This window comes from Actinomadura sp. KC06 (genome assembly GCF_004348735.1).
GTDB lineage: Bacteria > Actinomycetota > Actinomycetes > Streptosporangiales > Streptosporangiaceae > Spirillospora.
The window spans coordinates 40221-55501 of the sequence record NZ_SMKT01000022.1; the positions used below are offsets into that span (position 1 = coordinate 40221).

Here is a 15281-nt window from a genome sequence, read left to right on the forward strand (position 1 = left end):
AGAAGATCTTCGTCCCGCGACGGCCGGGCCCGCGCGTTCAGTCTCCCGGGACGCGGTGCCGCGCCAGATGCGCGAGGACCGACTGGTTGGCCTCCCAGCCGTCCGGGAACTTCACCGGCACGCCGAGGTGCACCGGCTCGGCGGACGGGTGCGCGTCCAGCAGCTCGGGGATGCCCGCCCGCGCCACGACCACGCAGGCGTGCCGGTGGCGGGACGCCAGGACGCACAGCCGCCCCGACTCCAGGTGGAACGCTGTGGCGTCGCGGCGTCCGGACAGCGGGTGCAGGACGACCGTCGCATCGTATTCACGGCCTTGGAGCCGGTTCGCGGTGTCGACGGTGATGCCCTCGCCGTGCGGGCCGAGCGCGGCGCGGATCGCGGTGACCTGGTCGCGGTGGGCCGCGCCGATCGCGATGCGCGCGGCGTCCACCGGCCTCGATCCCAGCTCGGAATGCGCGACGGGACCGCGCTGCAGCAGCCGGACGGCCAGCGCCGCCGTCGCGCGGACGGCCTCGGCGTCGGTGCGCAGCGTGTGCCGCGCGGGCAGCTCGTAGAGCGCCCAGCCGGTGGCGGCGGCCTCCTCGAGCGCCCGGTCGTAGGTGGTGCCCATGCCGCCCGCCCCGAACTCCAGCCGCCGGTCGCCGGGGCCCGTCCCGGCGCGGAAGCCGGTGAACGGGTAGAACGCGTCCGACACGACGGGCGCGGCCGACGCGGGCAGCCGCCACGACACCGGCAGCCGGTGGACGGGCAGGTCCGGGTTGTGCGCCAGCAGGACGGACACGGCGCTGCGCATCGGGTCCCAGGTCAGGCCCGCCCAGCGCTCGACCTCGACCGTGGAGAACGGGTCGAGCTGGCCCGGGTCGCCGACGAACAGGGCGCGCTCGAAGCGTCCGGCGATGCGCAGCAGCATGTCGGAGCGCATCTGGTACGCCTCGTCCACGATCGCCCACGGCCAGGACCCCTCGGAGAGCGTCGCCCACTTCGCGGCCGTGGCGATGACGACGGTGTGCTCGGCGAGGTCGCCGGCCTTCTGCGCGACCCGCACCGCCGGATGCGCCAGGACCCGCTCGGACGGCGCGTACCCCGACGCCGAGAGCCGGCCCAGCGTGATGCCGGGATGCCCGCCCGCGATCCGCTCGATGAGGTCGTCGACCTGCTCGTTCGTCTGCGCGACGATCATGAGGCGCTCGCCGGCCTCGGCCAGGTGCGCGGCGGCGCGGACCACCAGCGTCGACTTGCCCGCGCCGGGCGGGGAGTCGACCACCACGCCGCGATGCCCGCCGCCCAGGTCGGTGAGGACGTCGCCGACGACCTGCGCCGCGGCCTCCGCCGGGTTCGGATCGTCCGCCGGCGCCGGCGCCGGTGCCAGGTGGCGGGTTGCGTGTTCGGTCACGACCAGTCCTCCTTGGCGTCCTCGTTGGCCGGCACGTACTCCTCGGGCGGTCCGCCGTGCGTCCACGGCGTGGCCTCGCGGTCGGGGAACTTCGCCGCGCCGAACGAGCCGTCCGTGAGGGAGGTGAAGCACACCCGGTCGCCGACCTGCGGGACGGCGCCCGGCTCGGGCGTGAGCTTGCGGCCCATCCCGCCCGTCAGTTCCAGCAGCACCGTGCCGCCGTCGATCTCCATGATCTTTCCCTTGAGCGCCGGACGCGCCGCGTTGCACACGGTCGTCCCGGCGTCGAGGCGCACCGGGTCCTGCGTGCTGACGCGCAGATGCGGGCGGAGCTTGGGGCGCTTGCCCGTCTCGTCCAGGCGGGTCGGGTCGCAGTCGGCGACGACGCCGCCGAACGCCTGGCCCGCCAGCCGGTGCTCGGCCATGACCAGCGGATCGTCGAAGGCGCGCTGCGCGTCGTAGGCGTCCTGGGCGCGTTCGAGGTCGTGCAGCCGCCGCGCCGCCCGGACGGGCGGGTCGCGGCGCGCCTGCGGATACGCCTCGCCGAACGTCTGGTGGTAGTAGGTGAAGGCGTCACGGTCGCGCTCCCAGCGCCCCGGCACGCTCGCGCCTTCCGGCAGGGCGCGCAGGAGTTCGACGGCCCGCCACATCAGGTCCCAGGTCGGGGCAAGCTGGCCGGACAGGGCGGTGCGGAGCCGCTCCTCGGCGGGGGAGCCGGGGCCTGACCGGTCGTAGGCGGCGACCGCCGGGGCGAGGACCTCGTTGTCGAACGTCGGGTCGGTCGCAGGGCCCGCCGGCGGGCAGATCACCGGGTCTTCGGCGCGGGCCGCGGCGGCGGGGCCGTCCAGGCCGTCCGGCGGGTCGATCCAGCCCATCAGGGCGGCGAGGTTGCCGTCTTCCAGGGAACTCTGGCCCGTCGCCCAGTGCAGCCTCAGCATCTCCGTCATGGCGCCCAGCAGCGACGACCCGGGATGGTCGTGCCGGTCGGCGAACCACGTCAGCCACCGTCCGAGCACCGGGACCGCCGGGTCCACCGCGTACGGGCCCTCGGTGCTGCGGAACCGCGTCGAGCGTCCCATCAGCCGCAGGAACGCGACGCCGCCCCGGTTCGGGACGAGCAACTGCGGCGCGTTCCCGTACCGGATGCGTTCCTCGCCGTCCTTGGCGGGCGGTAGCTCCTCTGCCGCGCCGTGGCTCGTCTCGATGTGGTTCAGGACGAGCCTGGCCAGGTCGGCGGCGAACGCGAACCGCAGGTCGCGGTTGCGCGGCTGCGGCACGACCAGCAGCGACGGGTCGTCCGGCCTGCTCCCGGCCATGACCGCCAGCGGCGCCGCGGCTTCCCCGGCGAGCTTCAGCGGGACGAGCACCAGCGGCGCGTCCGACACATGGCAGTGCCGCACCGTCGCGAGCGGCCGCGCGACCCCGGCGGCCGTCGCCTCCAGCCGGGCGAGCGAAGTCAGCGCGCTCATCGGCCGATCACGCGACCCCGTGCAGAGCGCCGTGCAGAGCGCCGTGCGCGCCTTCGTGCAGGGCCTCGGCGCGCAGGCGGGCCGCCGCGCGGAGCTGCTCGGCCGTCTCCGCCAGGTCGTCGGACGGCGTCAGCGACCCGTCCGCCAGCGCGAGCGCCGTGCCGATCGTGTCGACCCCGCCGAGATCGTCGCGGACGGACCGGCCGAGCGCCCCCGTCTCGCCGCACGCCCGCGCCTCGTCCCGGCAGAACAGCGCCATCTCGCAGCCCGCCATGCACTCGGGCGCGTACCGCGCGTCCACGGCCCGGACGGACGCGGCGAGCGCCTCCCCGGGCTCGAACGTCAGATCGCCGGGCAGCTCCGCCAGGATCGCGTCGACGCGGGTGAGGCGTGCGAGCTGCCGTTCCAGGACGGCGAGCTGCGGCCGCACGTCCAGCGGCGTCGCGGACGGACGGTTGGAGAAGTTCTCCGGGCAGACGAGGAACACGTCGTGCGAGACGCGTCCCGGATCGTGCCCCAGCTCGGTCACGAGGCGGCGCAGCGCCAGCACGTACACGGCCGACTGGCGCGCCGCCGCGGCGACCTGCTCCGGCTCGGCCTGCCCGTCCACGACGGCGAACGACTTGATCTCGATGACGTGCAACCGGCCCGCGAGCTGGAACGCGATGACGTCCGGCTCCAGGTAGGCGGGGCGCCCGGCGATCTCCAGCCGCAGCAGCGGATGGTCGAACAGCGTGCCCTCGCCGGTCTCCAGCGCGCGGGCGAGGAGCCGGCGGGTGCGCGAATGCCGCAGCTCGCGGCCCTCGTTCCCGGCGACCACCGCCAGGTCGTCGTAGGCGACCTCCGGGACGTCGAGGCCGAGCCGGTCGCGCAGCAGCGTGAGCAGCTCCGCGCAGCCGTCCGCCTTCACCTGCGCCTCGAACGCGTTCCCGCGCGTGATCGCGAACTGCGACTGCCCGAACGGCGCGGGAAAGCCCAGCTCCCGCGCCACGGCGTCCTTGTCGACGCCGGCCGCGTCCAGCACGCCGCGGCGGGCGCAGCCGGGGTTGGACGTCAGCGCGGCGATCGTGCGGGCGTCGTGGTTGCGCGGTGGCGCACCGCCGCGCAACCGGTCCAGATCCGGCGCGGTATCGGTCATCGGTCGGTCTCTCCACTGATCGCGGGGTTGATGGCAGAGCTGGTGGCGGAGCGCTGTCCGGGGCGTTGCGCTGGGCGCCCTCCGGAGCCCCGCACGGCCCGGAGCCGGCTGCCGAAGAGCCGTTCCGCGTCGTCGAGCCGGTCCCGGGCGCGGCGCGCGGCGGACGCGCGCCGCCGCCGGTCGGGCTCCCGGTGCACGTCCAGCTCGGCCCGGGCGGCCTCGGCGAGCGCGGCCGGATCGGCCGTACCGACCGTACCGGTCGCGGCACCGGGAATGGTGGACGCGAAACGCCACAGGAGCCTCTGCACCTCGGGGGACGGCGGCGTCCCGCGTCCGGCGGCGTGCTCGGCGAGCCGGGCGGCGGCGGTCAGGAAGTCGGTACGCGGACTCAGCGGGCCGACGATCCGCTGCTCCAGCGGCCACGTGCTCACGGTGAGCAGGCCGCGGGCGGGTGCGAGCAGGTCGGCGGTCAGCGCGGCGCAAAGATAGTAGGGACGTGCGTAAGGGGAGGTGCGGAAAGAACGTTCCTCGTCGCGCCGCAGGCTCGTCAACCGGGTGGACGGGATCTCGCCGGGGAAGAACGCCGCGTAGACCGCCCCGATCAGCTTCGGCGCGGCGGGCGCGCCGAGCAGGGTCAGCGCCTGGTGTACCTGCTCGCGGACCGGCAGCAGCCCGCGCCCCGCGTCACCGCCGTCGCCGGTTCCGGGGTCGTCGCCGAGGACGGCGTCGTCCCATGCCCGCTCCGCCTCCCGCAGCTCGGCGCGCAGCTCGCGGGCCGTCCGCCGGTCGCCCGCCGCCACGGCCCGCCGGACGGCGGCGCGCAGCAGGGTGATGCGCGCTTCCAGCTCGTCGGGGGTCGCGGCGCCGGGGGGCCTGGACATGCGGCCGACAGTACATCCGCCGCCCGACACTTCCAGCCTTTTCCAGCTTTCACCCGTAGCCGCGCCCAGGAGCGGGGTCGCGGTCAGGAGCGCGGGTCGCGGCGGAGGGGATGGGCGTCCGGGACCTCGACGATGACGATCTCGACGCCGTCCGGGTCCTCGATCCACATCTCGACCAGGCCCCACGGCTCCTCGCGCGGCTCCCGCGTGACGCGCGCCCCGGCCGCCGCGAGCCGCTCGTGCTCCGCCCGGACGTCCCGCACCTGGAGCCAGATCATGGGGGACGAGCCCGTCCCGCCCGCGCCGTGGCCCGACACCTCCAGGAACCCGGGACCGAGGAAGAACACGACGCCGGGCGAGTCGGCCGGGCCGAACTCGCGGTACACGGCGAGCCCGAGCACGTCACGGTAGAAGCGCCGGGTGCGGGCCGGATCGGCCGGTCGCAGCAGGATGCGGCTGCTCAGAACGTCCATGCCCAGCATCCTCGGCCCCTGCGCGCCGGCCGTCCGGCACCGCCACGCCCTCCGGCGCCTTCTGGTCCGGATCAGGTGGGAAAGCTCGCGCGGTACGTGGCGGCCATGTCCTCGTCGCCGTGCCCCTGCTCGATGACGCGCCGGAACCGCGCCCCGGACGCGTCGTTGACGTCGACCCGGATCCCGGCGGACTCCGCGGCCTCGTGGATCAGCCGGGTGTTCTTCTCCGCGTTCCGGACGGCGAAGCTCGGCTCGAAATCGTCCGTGAGCATCGCCTTCATCTTCACCTGCAGGTAGCCGCAGTCGAGCGGGCCGCCCGCGAGGACCTGGCCGAACAGGGACGGGTCGAGCCCGAGGCCCTCTGTCAGCGCGACCGACTCGGCGATGACGGACGTCAGCGAGATCGCGTAGCTGACTGCGGCGAGCTTGAGCCGGGTGCCCGCGCCGCTCGCGCCGTCCTCGTCCAGCCAGTGCGTCTTGGACCCGAGCGCGTCGAAGAGGGGGTCGAGGACGGTCCGCGCCGACTCCGGCCCGGCCGCGAGGACGATCAGCTTTCCCTGTTCGGCGGGCTGCTTCGTCCCCTGGACGGGCGCGTCGGCGAACGTGAGCCCGTGCTCGGCGGCGAACCCGGCGAGGCGCGGCACGTCCGCGACGCCGACCGTGCCCATCTGCGCCCAGACCTGACCGGCCCGGAGCTCCGGCGCCGCCTGCGTCATCACCGACATGGCCGTCTCGCCGTCGTTGAGCATCGTGATGACGACGTCGGCGCCGGACACGGCCTCCGCGGGGGAGCCGGTCACGGTTGCGCCGTCGGCGGCCAGTGGTTCGGCGCGCGACCGGGTGCGGTTCCACGCCGTCACCCGGTGGCCGTCCTTGAGCAGGTTCCGGGCCATCGCCGCGCCCATGATCCCGGTGCCGAGCATCGCGACTGCGGTCATCGTGCACTCCTTTTAGACTGTTCGATCCAGAATTTCTATCACACGACGCGTCCCTACCCCAGGGGAACGCGGGCCGTCGCAGGCTAGCCGAACGCGGGGCTGTCGCCGGGCGCGTCCGCGTAGACGGCGGTGTACGGGGCGGCGAACGCGTCCAGCGTCCGGTCGAGCTGCGCCGACCACCAGGACACGAGGGCGGCGGAGCCGCGCCCGGCGGCGCCGTCCTCGCCCAGGTACCGGTGCCGCAGCGGCGCCACGTCGCAGAGCCGCTCCCACCACTCCCGGTGCACCGCCGACTGGATCTGCCCGGCGTCCAGCGGGAACGCCGAGCGGTGGCCGCGCACGAACGCCTGGACGCGGTCGAGGTCGAGCCCGCGCTCGTCGTCGCACGCGAACAGCCGCGCCGCGGCCCGCACGACCTCGCCCGCGACGGGACCGGTCGTCAGCGAGCCCCAGCCGAGGACCGCCGTGACGTTGCCCGACCCTCCGTACCGCAAATGCCCGGCGTGGAACGACCCGTGCAGATGGCCGACCGTGGTGACCTCGATCTCCGGCGGCTGGTGGTCGGCGAACTCGGCGAGCAAGCCTCGGCGCTCCCGCAGGCGGCGCCCGGTCAGTGCGTCGAAGTCGGTGCCGTCGCCGTCGTCCGGTACGTCCCGCAGCATCTCCTCGACGGCGGCGGCCGCGTCTGCGGCGCGCGGCGTCGGGATCAGCAGGCTCTGCTGGACGGGCGGCGTCAGCCGGTCGAGCGCGGCGTGCAGCCGTCCCAGCAGCTCGCCGAGGGCCTCGCACTGGCCGAACGTGAGCTCCAGGCCGCCGCGCCCGCGCCCCCCGACCCATGGATGCAGGACGTAGCCGCGCCCGGCCGCGGTGACCAGCGTCCGGCCGCCGCGCGCCGGCATCGGCGCGAGGACCGGCAGGCCTTCCTCGTCCAGCGCGGCGGTCACGGAGTGCCGGAACCGCAGGCGGCGGCGGTCGGGCTCGGCGTACTCCTTGAGGAAGAACGCCCCGTCCGGCGTGTCGACCCGCCAGCAGCGGCGCCCCGGCCCTGCGCCGTCGGTGAGGCCCGCACCGTGTGCCTCCGCTCCGTTGTGCGGGTTCGTGCCGTTGTGCGCGCTGCCGTGCGGGCTGGTGCTGCCGGGCGCGTCGATCTCCCAGCGCCTCAGCAGCCGTCGCGGCGGCTCGGTGTCAGCACTCTGTGACGTCGGCACCCCGGCACCTCGGCTGCGTCGGACGGACGATGGTCGAATGAATGTTCTACAACGACGCTACACGCCCGCCCCGCACCGCGAAAGCGAAACGGCTCGGGCTCGCTCAGTTTGCGCGGGCTCGCTTGGTTCGCTTGGTTCGCTTGGTTCGCTCGGTTCCCTGGCTCAGACGCGTTCGAGGATGACGACCGGAATGTCGCGGCTCGTCTTCGTCTGGTAGACGTCGTAGTCGGGCCAGACGGCCGTCATCTTCGCCCAAAGGGCAGGCTTTTCGTCCTGCGTCGCGGTCCGGGCCCGCGCAGTGAACTTGTCGCCTTTCACCTGGACTTTCACTTCGGGATCGGCCTGGATGTTCTTGTACCAGAGCGGATCGTCGTCGGCGCCGCCGTCGGACGCCACGACGATATGGGCGTCCCCGTCGAGCTGGTAGATGAGCGGCGTCGTGCGCTCCTTCCGGGTGTGGCGCCCGGTCGTGGTGAGCAGCAGCGTGACGGTGCCTCTCCACTCGTGCCCTTCTTCGCCGTCCGTTTCCTGGTACCGCGCGACGTGCTCTTTCCCGTACAGCATGGTTCTCCTAGAAGTCGGGTTCGGCGGATCACGTACGGGCCGTGCAGCCGGGCACGACCTTGTCTCCATAACCGCCGATCCCTAGGTCACCTTCCCTGGACGGACGCTCCGATTCCGGCCTCTCTTACGCTGTCCTGGTGGACGAGGCAGAGGTGGCGCGGCGATGCGCAGAGACGATGTACGCACGGGACAAGGTGGCGCAGGACCTCGCCATGCAGATCACCGAGATCGCCCCCGGACGGGCGCAGCTGCGTATGACGGTCGGCGACACGATGGTGAACGGCCACGGAATCGCCCACGGCGGATACGTCTTCCTGCTCTCCGACTCGGCGTTCGCCTACGCCTGCAACACCCATGACGCGGTGACGGTCGCGGCGTCCGCAGAAGTCGTGTTCGTCGCGCCCGCCCGGACAGGGGACGTCCTAGAGGCGACCGCAGTCGAACGCACCCGCTACGGGCGCAGCGGAATCTACGACGTCACAGTGCGCCGCGTCCCCGGCGGCGAAGTCGTCGCGGAGTTCCGGGGCGGGAGCCGCAGCCGCGACGAGCCCGTCCTCGACCCTCCCGCCACCTGACGCCGCGAACGTCTCACAGGTCGTTCAGGATGGTGGTGAGGTAGTCGGCGGTCCGGTCTGGACGGGCGGCGGTGATGCACAGGTTGTTCATGGCGCGCATGTACGTGTCGACGTCCGTCGGCTTGTCGAGGTAGAGCGCGCTGGTGAGCTGCTCCAGGTAGACCACGTCGGACAGGCCAGGCTCGGCGAATCGCAGGATCGTGAACGGGCCGCCCGCCGCGGCATGGCCGCCGGCGCCGAACGGCACGATCTGCAGCGTCACGTTGGGCAGGTCCGACATCTCGATCAGATGCTTGATCTGCTGCCGCATCACCTCGCGTCCGCCCAGCGGACGGCGGACGACCGCCTCGTCCACGACGGCCCACAGCGTCGCAGCGCCCGGCGACGTGAAACGTTCCTGCCGGATCGTGCGGAGCTGCACGCGCCGTTCGACCTCGTCCTCGGCGGCGTCGGAGAAGCCCAGCCGGACGACGGCGCGGGCGTAGTCCTCGGTCTGCAGCAGGCCGGGGACGAACTGCAGCTCGTAGGCGCGCAGCAGCGAGGCCGCCTCCTCCAGGCCGAGGTACACCTCGAACCAGCTCGCGAGGACGTCGCCGTACCGGTGCCACCAGCCGGGGGTGTTGGCCTCCTTCGCCAGCTCCAGCAGCGGCGCGCGCTCGGCCGGGTCGGACACGCCGTACAGGGTCAGCAGATCGGAGACGTCGCGCTCCTTGAACCCGACGCGGCCGAGCTCCATCCGGCTGATCTTGGAATGCGAACCGCGGATCTCGTAGCCCGCCTGCTCGGTGGAGATTCCGCGCGCCTCGCGCATCCGGCGGAGCTGAGCGCCGAGCAGAATGCGCAGCACCGTGGGCCCGCCGCGGCGGGGATAATCGATCAGCCGTCCGGCCGGATCACCTTCGGACGGAGGTGTGGGGGCAGCTGAATCCTGGGCCAAGGGGTCACCAGCCAGTCGACGGTCTACTTCGGAGCACTCAACGGCACCGCCCTATGTTAGAGGATGGGACCGCCTTTTTGGGAAGTACGAATAGCGCCTCGGAGGCGTAAGGTCGCCGCCCGGCCGTCCTGGCGCCGACCGGCGGATACGCCCGGTGACCAGTGCTGTCAGTGGCTGGACGGCTGCGGAACGTGGCCAACTATGGCGGCCCTGCGGACGGCTGATCATTTCCCGGCGCCCGGGTCGCCGATGGTGCACGAATTGGCCTGTGCTCTCCTGCGCTGCGGACGGCCAATCCGGGGTGTCGGCCATTTCGCGTTCCACCGTTATGACGGCCGAATGAAGGACGTCCCGCATTCCGGTGAATATTCGGGGACCCCGCCGTCGTGCAGATCATGCCAGAACCGCGTGCGCGCTGAGGCTGGAGCGGCGGGCGGGTGATGAAGCTCTCGTCCGGCGCGGGAGAGTTCTGGGACGGACGAGGCGTTTCATTGTTCAGAGGGGCGATCATCACCGCCGCCACTCCGCACCACCGCCGCCTCACCGTCGAGGCGACCGTAACAGGGGGAATCATGAACGCAACTCGTGAGAGACCGGAGATACGCTTCCTGACCTCGGGCGACGTCACGGCCCACGAACGGGCGGCGGCGGAACGGGCCGTCCGGCAGGCGCTCGGCTCCGCGCAGGGCGTCTCGTCCATCCAGGTCACGCTGAGTGTCGTGGCCGACCCGTCGCTGCCGCGCCCCGCACTGGCCCAGGCGGTCGTCGACCTGGACGGCCGCCGCGTCCGCGCCCAGGCCGCCGCGCCGCGCATCGTCGAGGCCATCGACCTGCTCCGCGAACGCCTGGCGGTCCGCGCGTCCTCCCTCCAGCCGCGCTGAACGCCCGCAACCCCTGACGGCGGCGCCCCACCCCGGGCCCGCCGCCGGGGCACAGGCGTCGCCGCAAGAAAGCACGAACCCGGCGAGCACGAGCGGCACGAGCGCGTACGCCACCATCACGGCCGCCGCCGCACCTGGGGACGAAGGTCGGCCTAGATCGAGCATGTTCGCGCAGAGCCCGGCGACCTGACAGACCAGCGCGCCAGGCATCACCGACACGGCGGGCCAGGATGGCGGGATTAGAGGAGCGCGGGCTGAAGGTCGGGACGGCGGGCCAGAGGAGCGGGAAGTAGAGGGCAAGCTATGGGGACGGCGGGGTTGGAGGAGCGCGGGCCAGAGGAGATAGGGCGAGGCGCTCGAACGAATCCGGCCTGGCCCGGCCGCCACTGCCGCCTCCATTCACCCCAGGCAGGGCATTACGCCTGGCAGGCCCGGCGGGTCGATCGGCCAAGGAGATTCAGGGTCTGCTGGACGTCGTCCAGCAGCGCCGGATCGATCGCCAAGGTGATCGGCCTGATGCCCGCGGCGGCGGCGTTGACGAGCTTGCCGAGCCGTCCGTCGCGCGACATCTCGGTCGGGGACTAGAGGAGGGCTGGGGCGAGTCGCTCGTACTCGTCGGCGGACGACGCCAGGTCCGGGGTGAACACCGTGACGCACACGTGGTCGGCGCCCGCGTCCAGATGGTCCTGGATTCTGCTCCGGATGGCGTCTTCGTCGCCCCAGGGGAAGCAGGCGTCGATGACCTCGTCCGACCCGCCGCCGGCGAGGGCCGCATCGTCGTATCCGAGGTTCTTGAGCGAGCGGACGTACGGCGAACCGGGCATCTCCAGCATCTGCGTCCCCCTCGCGATGCCGCGCGCCTTCTCCGGATCCGTCTCCCGGATCGCGGTCTGCATGACGACGAGCAGTTTGTCCGGGCCGAGCCGCTCCCGGGCCAACCTGGTGTGCTCGACGGGCATGGCCGCCGGGAGCGCGCCGTCCGCCTTCTCTCGCGCCACGTCCTGCATCTTCGGTCCCAATGCCGCCACCATCCGGGGGAACGGCACCTCGGGCGTCGGCGCGGCCTCGACCGCCGCGTCCATGTCGTCCAGATACCGGCGCATCCGATTCAGTGGACTCGTCCACTTCTGCCCGCTCTGCTCGACGATCGCGCCTATGCTGACGCCGACGCCGAGCGCGAGGCGTCCCGGATAGGCGTCGGCCAGCACGGACGCGGCGCCCTGCATGGCGGCCGGATGCCGCGCCCACAGGTTCGCGACCGCCGACCCGAGCACCACGTGCCGGGTCGCCGCGAGCATCACGCTCAGCTGCGTGAACACCTCGCGGCCTCCGATGCCTTCGTTCACCCAGATCGACCCGTAGCCCGCGTCCTCGATGCGGCGCGCCGCCCGCCGCCATTCCTCGGCGGGCGCGATGGGCGTCATGAGCCCCACGCCGATCCGTCCCAGCCGCTTCCTCGCCTCGTCCACCGTCGTCATCGGCTCTCCCTATAATCGGAACGTGCAACCCGCTTTAAGGGACGTTAGCGGAACGTACGCCCCGCTTGTCAATCGTGGGAGGAGAAATTAGTGAGCGGCCAGCCGCGGCGCGCCGACGCCCGCCGGAATCGCGACCGCATCCTCCAGGCGGCGTTCGAGGCGTTCGCCGCCGACGGCCGCCTCGCCCCGCTCGACGAGATCGCCCGCCGGGCCGGCGTCGGCGCCGGGACGGTCTACCGCAACTTCGCCACCAAAGAGGCCCTGTTCAAGGCCGTCGTCACCGACCGCATCGAGCGCATCATCACCGAGGCGCGCGCCCTCATCGACGCGGACGACGACCCGGCGGAGGCCTTCTACGGCTTCCTCACCTGGGTCGTCGAGCGCGCGATGTTCAACCACGCCCTGTGCGACGCGCTGGCGATGGAGATGGGCGCCTTCGACGAGTCCGGCCAGGACGCGGAGTTCACCACGGCCCTGGACGCTCTGCTCCGCCGAGCCCAGTCCGCCGGCGCGGTCCGTCCGGACGTGAGCGTGCAGGACGTCCGGACTCTCCTGGTCGGCGCCATGCTCATGGAACGCCTCCGCCGCCGTGACGGCCCCCCGGGACGTATGGCGTCCCTGGCCTGCGACGCCCTGCGTCCTGCAACGAAATGTAACGAAACTGCGCCCCGTAACGAAACACGGTGCGAGCTCTGCGCGACCGCCTTCACGCCCGCCGCCACGGGCCGCCCTGCCCGCTTCTGCAGCGCCGCCTGCCGCCAGAAGGCCCACCGCCGCGCGAAACCCACCTGACCTACAGGCGGGTGCGGTATTCCTCCAGGCGTTCGGCGAGCTCCTGGGGTCTGCTGAGCGCCAGCGCGTGTCCGCCGGGCATCTCGTCCACCGGAATGCCCAGCCGTTCGCCCACGACACGGCGCTGGAATTCGAGCGGGAAGAGGCGGTCGTCCCGTCCTTGCAGGAAGACGGTCGGAGTGCTCGGCCACCCCTGAAGCGGCCACGGTTCCGTGAACGGCGTCCCCGACTGCGCCGGCTCGCCCTGGGCGAACGCCTCCGCCGTCACCTCCGGTGGGACGTCGTGGAAGAAGATCTCCTCGGCATCGAACTCCGCGGACAGAGTGCGTCCCTCCCGCGCCGCATGGTCGGCCATGGCCTTCGACTGTCCGGTGTTGTCCCACCAGGCGCCGCCCGTTTCACCGGGAGCCGGCACCATCGCGTTGAGCAAGACCAGCAAGTCCACCGGCACCCGTTCGCAGACGAGCGGGGCCGTGAAGCCGCCCATGGACTGTGCCACCAGGATTACGTTCGTCCGACCGCCGATCGCGTCCACCACGGTGTCGGCGTACTCGCGGAGCCCGGCCGAATCGTCACCGGCCGGAAGCTCGACGGCGACGACCTCGTGCCCCCGAGCCTGCAACTCCGGAACAAGCCGATGCCAGTACCACGCCTGCCCGCCGGCGCCTGGGATGAGCGTGTAGGTCGCCATGGGTCTCCGTCCCGTGGGGCCGTCCTCGATGGGAGGACGCTACCGGTCGCCCCCGACATTTCCAGAGCGCCCACTCATAACCTGGGGTGACTCGCCGACCTGCCCGGACGCCGTGCGGCACATCGCGAACGCCCGACATGGCGGGGGAACGGTGGATCGATTCGGCGTCCCTGCACTGCGTGCTGTCCGAGATGAGCCAGAACGTCCTGCCGCGGCTCCTGCGCCCTCGAACAGGCCGACGTCGCCCGGCACCCGACACTGAAAACGCCCACCAGCACCCGCGCGTACGCCGACCAGGATCTCGAACCGGGTCCCTCCTCGCCCGTGCGAAGTGAGGTAAGTCGCGCCTTCCTCGACATGTCGTCCACCGCCGACCTCAACGTGGAAGCGATGACGTTCGCACTAAATCCACGTTTGACCCCGACCACCGCATCAGACGCGACCGCCCCCGAGTGGCCTTCCGTTTCCAGAACGACAACTCCACGGCGGCGCTCGAATCCGGCCGCCTCCACATCACTCGGGCAGACCCGCTGCTACCCACCAAAGCCACCCACCCCCGAAGTCGGCACGCACAGGACACCGGCATTCCGCAGACGTCCACAAGCGGGGCCATTGGGACCGATGAACCTTCCCACCCAGAGGTCGAGACGATCTCCCGGCCCGCTTCCTCGCCTGCTGTCGACGTCCGCCGCCCCACCCCCCTGACAGCGCGGCGCGGCGTCCTTTTCTCGAACACCTGTTCGGGCTAGGGTGACGTCTCGTGCTCATCGATGAACCGGTCTCCGCGGAGACGACGCCCACCGGCCGACCGTCCCGGACCACCGGCCCGCGCGGCTGCTACCGGGTGCGTCGCGTCCTAGAGGAATGGCAGGCGCCCGGCGAAGCGAGGTACTACCGCCTCCAGGTCGCCACCCCGGACGGTCCAGCGGTCGCCGAAGTGATCGCAGCCGCTACCTCCCAGTGGACACTCCGCCGAATCTGGCCATGACCCCCACCGCCTCCAGGAAACACCTACCGGGCCGACGTGCCAGCCAAAATCACTTAGGCAGCCGCAGCACGATGCGATTCGAGAAACCCCCACGAATCGCCGCCTTGGCCGAACGCCGTTCCTCCAATTCCTCCGGCGAGATTCCGTGAACCGCCGCAAGAGCGTGGACGACCTCCAGCAGATCAGAAAGCTCGCCGGGGTCTCCGCTCGCGACGTACTCACCGGCCTCCTCGTAGAGCTTCGCGCGCAGCAATGACGCATGCTCATCAGGACCTGCGACTCGGGTATCCGGACGCCGCCCGTCCTCCCGGATGATCTCGGGTATGCGATCCCGGACCAGCTTCTCAGCATGTCCGATGCCGTCCTTGCCGCGATGCGCCGTAGCGCCATGACGCCGGTCCAACGACTGGACCCACTTCACCGCGACCGCCGCCGTCTGGACGAGCTCCGTCCGGAGAGCGCGGGGATCCGACTCGGCAAGCGCCTCGAAGAACTCCTCCGCCAGGATGTGCCGCCACGTCAACTCTCCGCGCGTCCATGCCGCAGCGCATTCCTGTTTGGCCTCCTCCGCACTTTCGGCGAACTCCGGCCCGCTCCCGTCCGGGAACTCCTGGACACCCCCCATCCGATCCTGGGCCTCACGCTCAGCCGCAACGTCCGCCAGCACCTTCGCCAACGCCCCCGGCACCAGATCGTTCTCCAAATCAGGGATCTCGCTCGAATTCCATGAAGCAGTCACAGAGCGCGCTCCATAAGTAGTTGAGACGGGCCGAACCGCGGCTGACAAACCGTCCGCGCCTTGAACAGCCGCCCGCCAGGCCCATCCCCTCCCGGAACCACCCACCAAACGACCGCGAGGTCATTGTCCTGCACCT

At 72.0% G+C, this 15281-nt stretch carries 16 protein-coding genes; 3 read left to right on the forward strand and 13 right to left on the reverse strand.

From position 1 onward, the window contains the following. Positions 1-37 precede the first annotated feature (37 nt). The 8 genes from E1287_RS10335 to E1287_RS10370 all read right to left on the reverse strand — a co-directional run bounded on the left by E1287_RS10335 (position 38) and on the right by E1287_RS10370 (position 8064). A complete protein-coding gene (locus tag E1287_RS10335) occupies positions 38-1393 on the reverse strand; it encodes an AAA family ATPase (protein WP_243718815.1) in 1356 nt (451 codons plus the stop codon). Continuing rightward, on the reverse strand, positions 1390-2862 hold the full coding sequence (locus E1287_RS10340; protein ID WP_131964651.1) for a hypothetical protein: 1473 nt from the start codon (positions 2860-2862) through the stop codon (positions 1390-1392). Before E1287_RS10340 ends, E1287_RS10335 begins: the two co-directional genes overlap by 4 nt. A 7-nt stretch (positions 2863-2869) precedes the next feature. Next, the gene (locus E1287_RS10345) at positions 2870-4000 is read right to left on the reverse strand and encodes a hypothetical protein (RefSeq protein WP_131964652.1); all 1131 of its coding nucleotides are present in this window, start codon (positions 3998-4000) and stop codon (positions 2870-2872) included. Next, a complete protein-coding gene (locus tag E1287_RS10350; protein WP_207934121.1) occupies positions 3997-4881 on the reverse strand; it encodes a hypothetical protein in 885 nt (294 codons plus the stop codon). The genes E1287_RS10345 and E1287_RS10350 overlap by 4 nt, the downstream gene beginning before the upstream one ends. An 83-nt stretch (positions 4882-4964) precedes the next feature. Beyond that, entirely contained in the window at positions 4965-5354 is a 390-nt protein-coding gene (locus E1287_RS10355) for a VOC family protein (RefSeq protein WP_131964653.1), read from the reverse strand. Positions 5355-5425: 71 nt separating this feature from the next. Further along, positions 5426-6292, reverse strand: coding sequence for an NAD(P)-dependent oxidoreductase (locus tag E1287_RS10360; protein ID WP_131964654.1), 867 nt, complete (start codon positions 6290-6292; stop codon positions 5426-5428). 83 nt (positions 6293-6375) lie between these two features. Further along, on the reverse strand, positions 6376-7500 hold the full coding sequence (locus E1287_RS10365; RefSeq protein ID WP_131964655.1) for a phosphotransferase: 1125 nt from the start codon (positions 7498-7500) through the stop codon (positions 6376-6378). 162 nt (positions 7501-7662) lie between these two features. After that, positions 7663-8064, reverse strand: a complete 402-nt coding sequence (locus E1287_RS10370; protein ID WP_131964656.1) for a nitroreductase family deazaflavin-dependent oxidoreductase — start codon at positions 8062-8064, stop codon at positions 7663-7665. 176 nt (positions 8065-8240) lie between these two features. On the opposite strand from E1287_RS10370, the gene paaI reads away from it, so the two are divergent. Further along, entirely contained in the window at positions 8241-8639 is a 399-nt protein-coding gene (gene paaI, locus E1287_RS10375) for a hydroxyphenylacetyl-CoA thioesterase PaaI (protein WP_131964672.1), read from the forward strand. A 13-nt stretch (positions 8640-8652) separates the two neighbouring features. Here the strand turns inward: paaI and E1287_RS10380 are convergent, their stop codons facing one another. Then, complete coding sequence (locus tag E1287_RS10380; RefSeq protein WP_131964673.1) at positions 8653-9519, reverse strand: helix-turn-helix transcriptional regulator; 867 nt, start codon at positions 9517-9519, stop codon at positions 8653-8655. Positions 9520-10148: 629 nt separating this feature from the next. Here E1287_RS10380 and E1287_RS10385 point away from each other — a divergent pair. Further along, positions 10149-10457, forward strand: coding sequence for a hypothetical protein (locus tag E1287_RS10385; RefSeq protein ID WP_131964657.1), 309 nt, complete (start codon positions 10149-10151; stop codon positions 10455-10457). 416 nt (positions 10458-10873) lie between these two features. Here the strand turns inward: E1287_RS10385 and E1287_RS43630 are convergent, their stop codons facing one another. Continuing rightward, entirely contained in the window at positions 10874-11026 is a 153-nt protein-coding gene (locus E1287_RS43630) for a hypothetical protein (RefSeq protein ID WP_165968948.1), read from the reverse strand. Between the two features lie 12 nt (positions 11027-11038). Further along, a complete protein-coding gene (locus tag E1287_RS10390; RefSeq protein ID WP_131964658.1) occupies positions 11039-11935 on the reverse strand; it encodes a TIGR03620 family F420-dependent LLM class oxidoreductase in 897 nt (298 codons plus the stop codon). Positions 11936-12025: 90 nt separating this feature from the next. Here E1287_RS10390 and E1287_RS10395 point away from each other — a divergent pair, with 90 nt between their 5' ends. Then, positions 12026-12727, forward strand: coding sequence for a TetR/AcrR family transcriptional regulator (locus E1287_RS10395; protein ID WP_207934122.1), 702 nt, complete (start codon positions 12026-12028; stop codon positions 12725-12727). 1 nt (position 12728) lies between these two features. On the opposite strand, the gene E1287_RS10400 is transcribed toward E1287_RS10395, so the two are convergent. Continuing rightward, the gene (locus E1287_RS10400; protein WP_131964659.1) at positions 12729-13418 is read right to left on the reverse strand and encodes an alpha/beta fold hydrolase; all 690 of its coding nucleotides are present in this window, start codon (positions 13416-13418) and stop codon (positions 12729-12731) included. Positions 13419-14455: 1037 nt separating this feature from the next. Then, positions 14456-15145 (reverse strand): nucleoside triphosphate pyrophosphohydrolase, encoded by a 690-nt coding sequence (locus E1287_RS45510; RefSeq protein WP_243718817.1) that lies wholly within the window; start codon positions 15143-15145, stop codon positions 14456-14458. Positions 15146-15281: the final 136 nt, after the last annotated feature.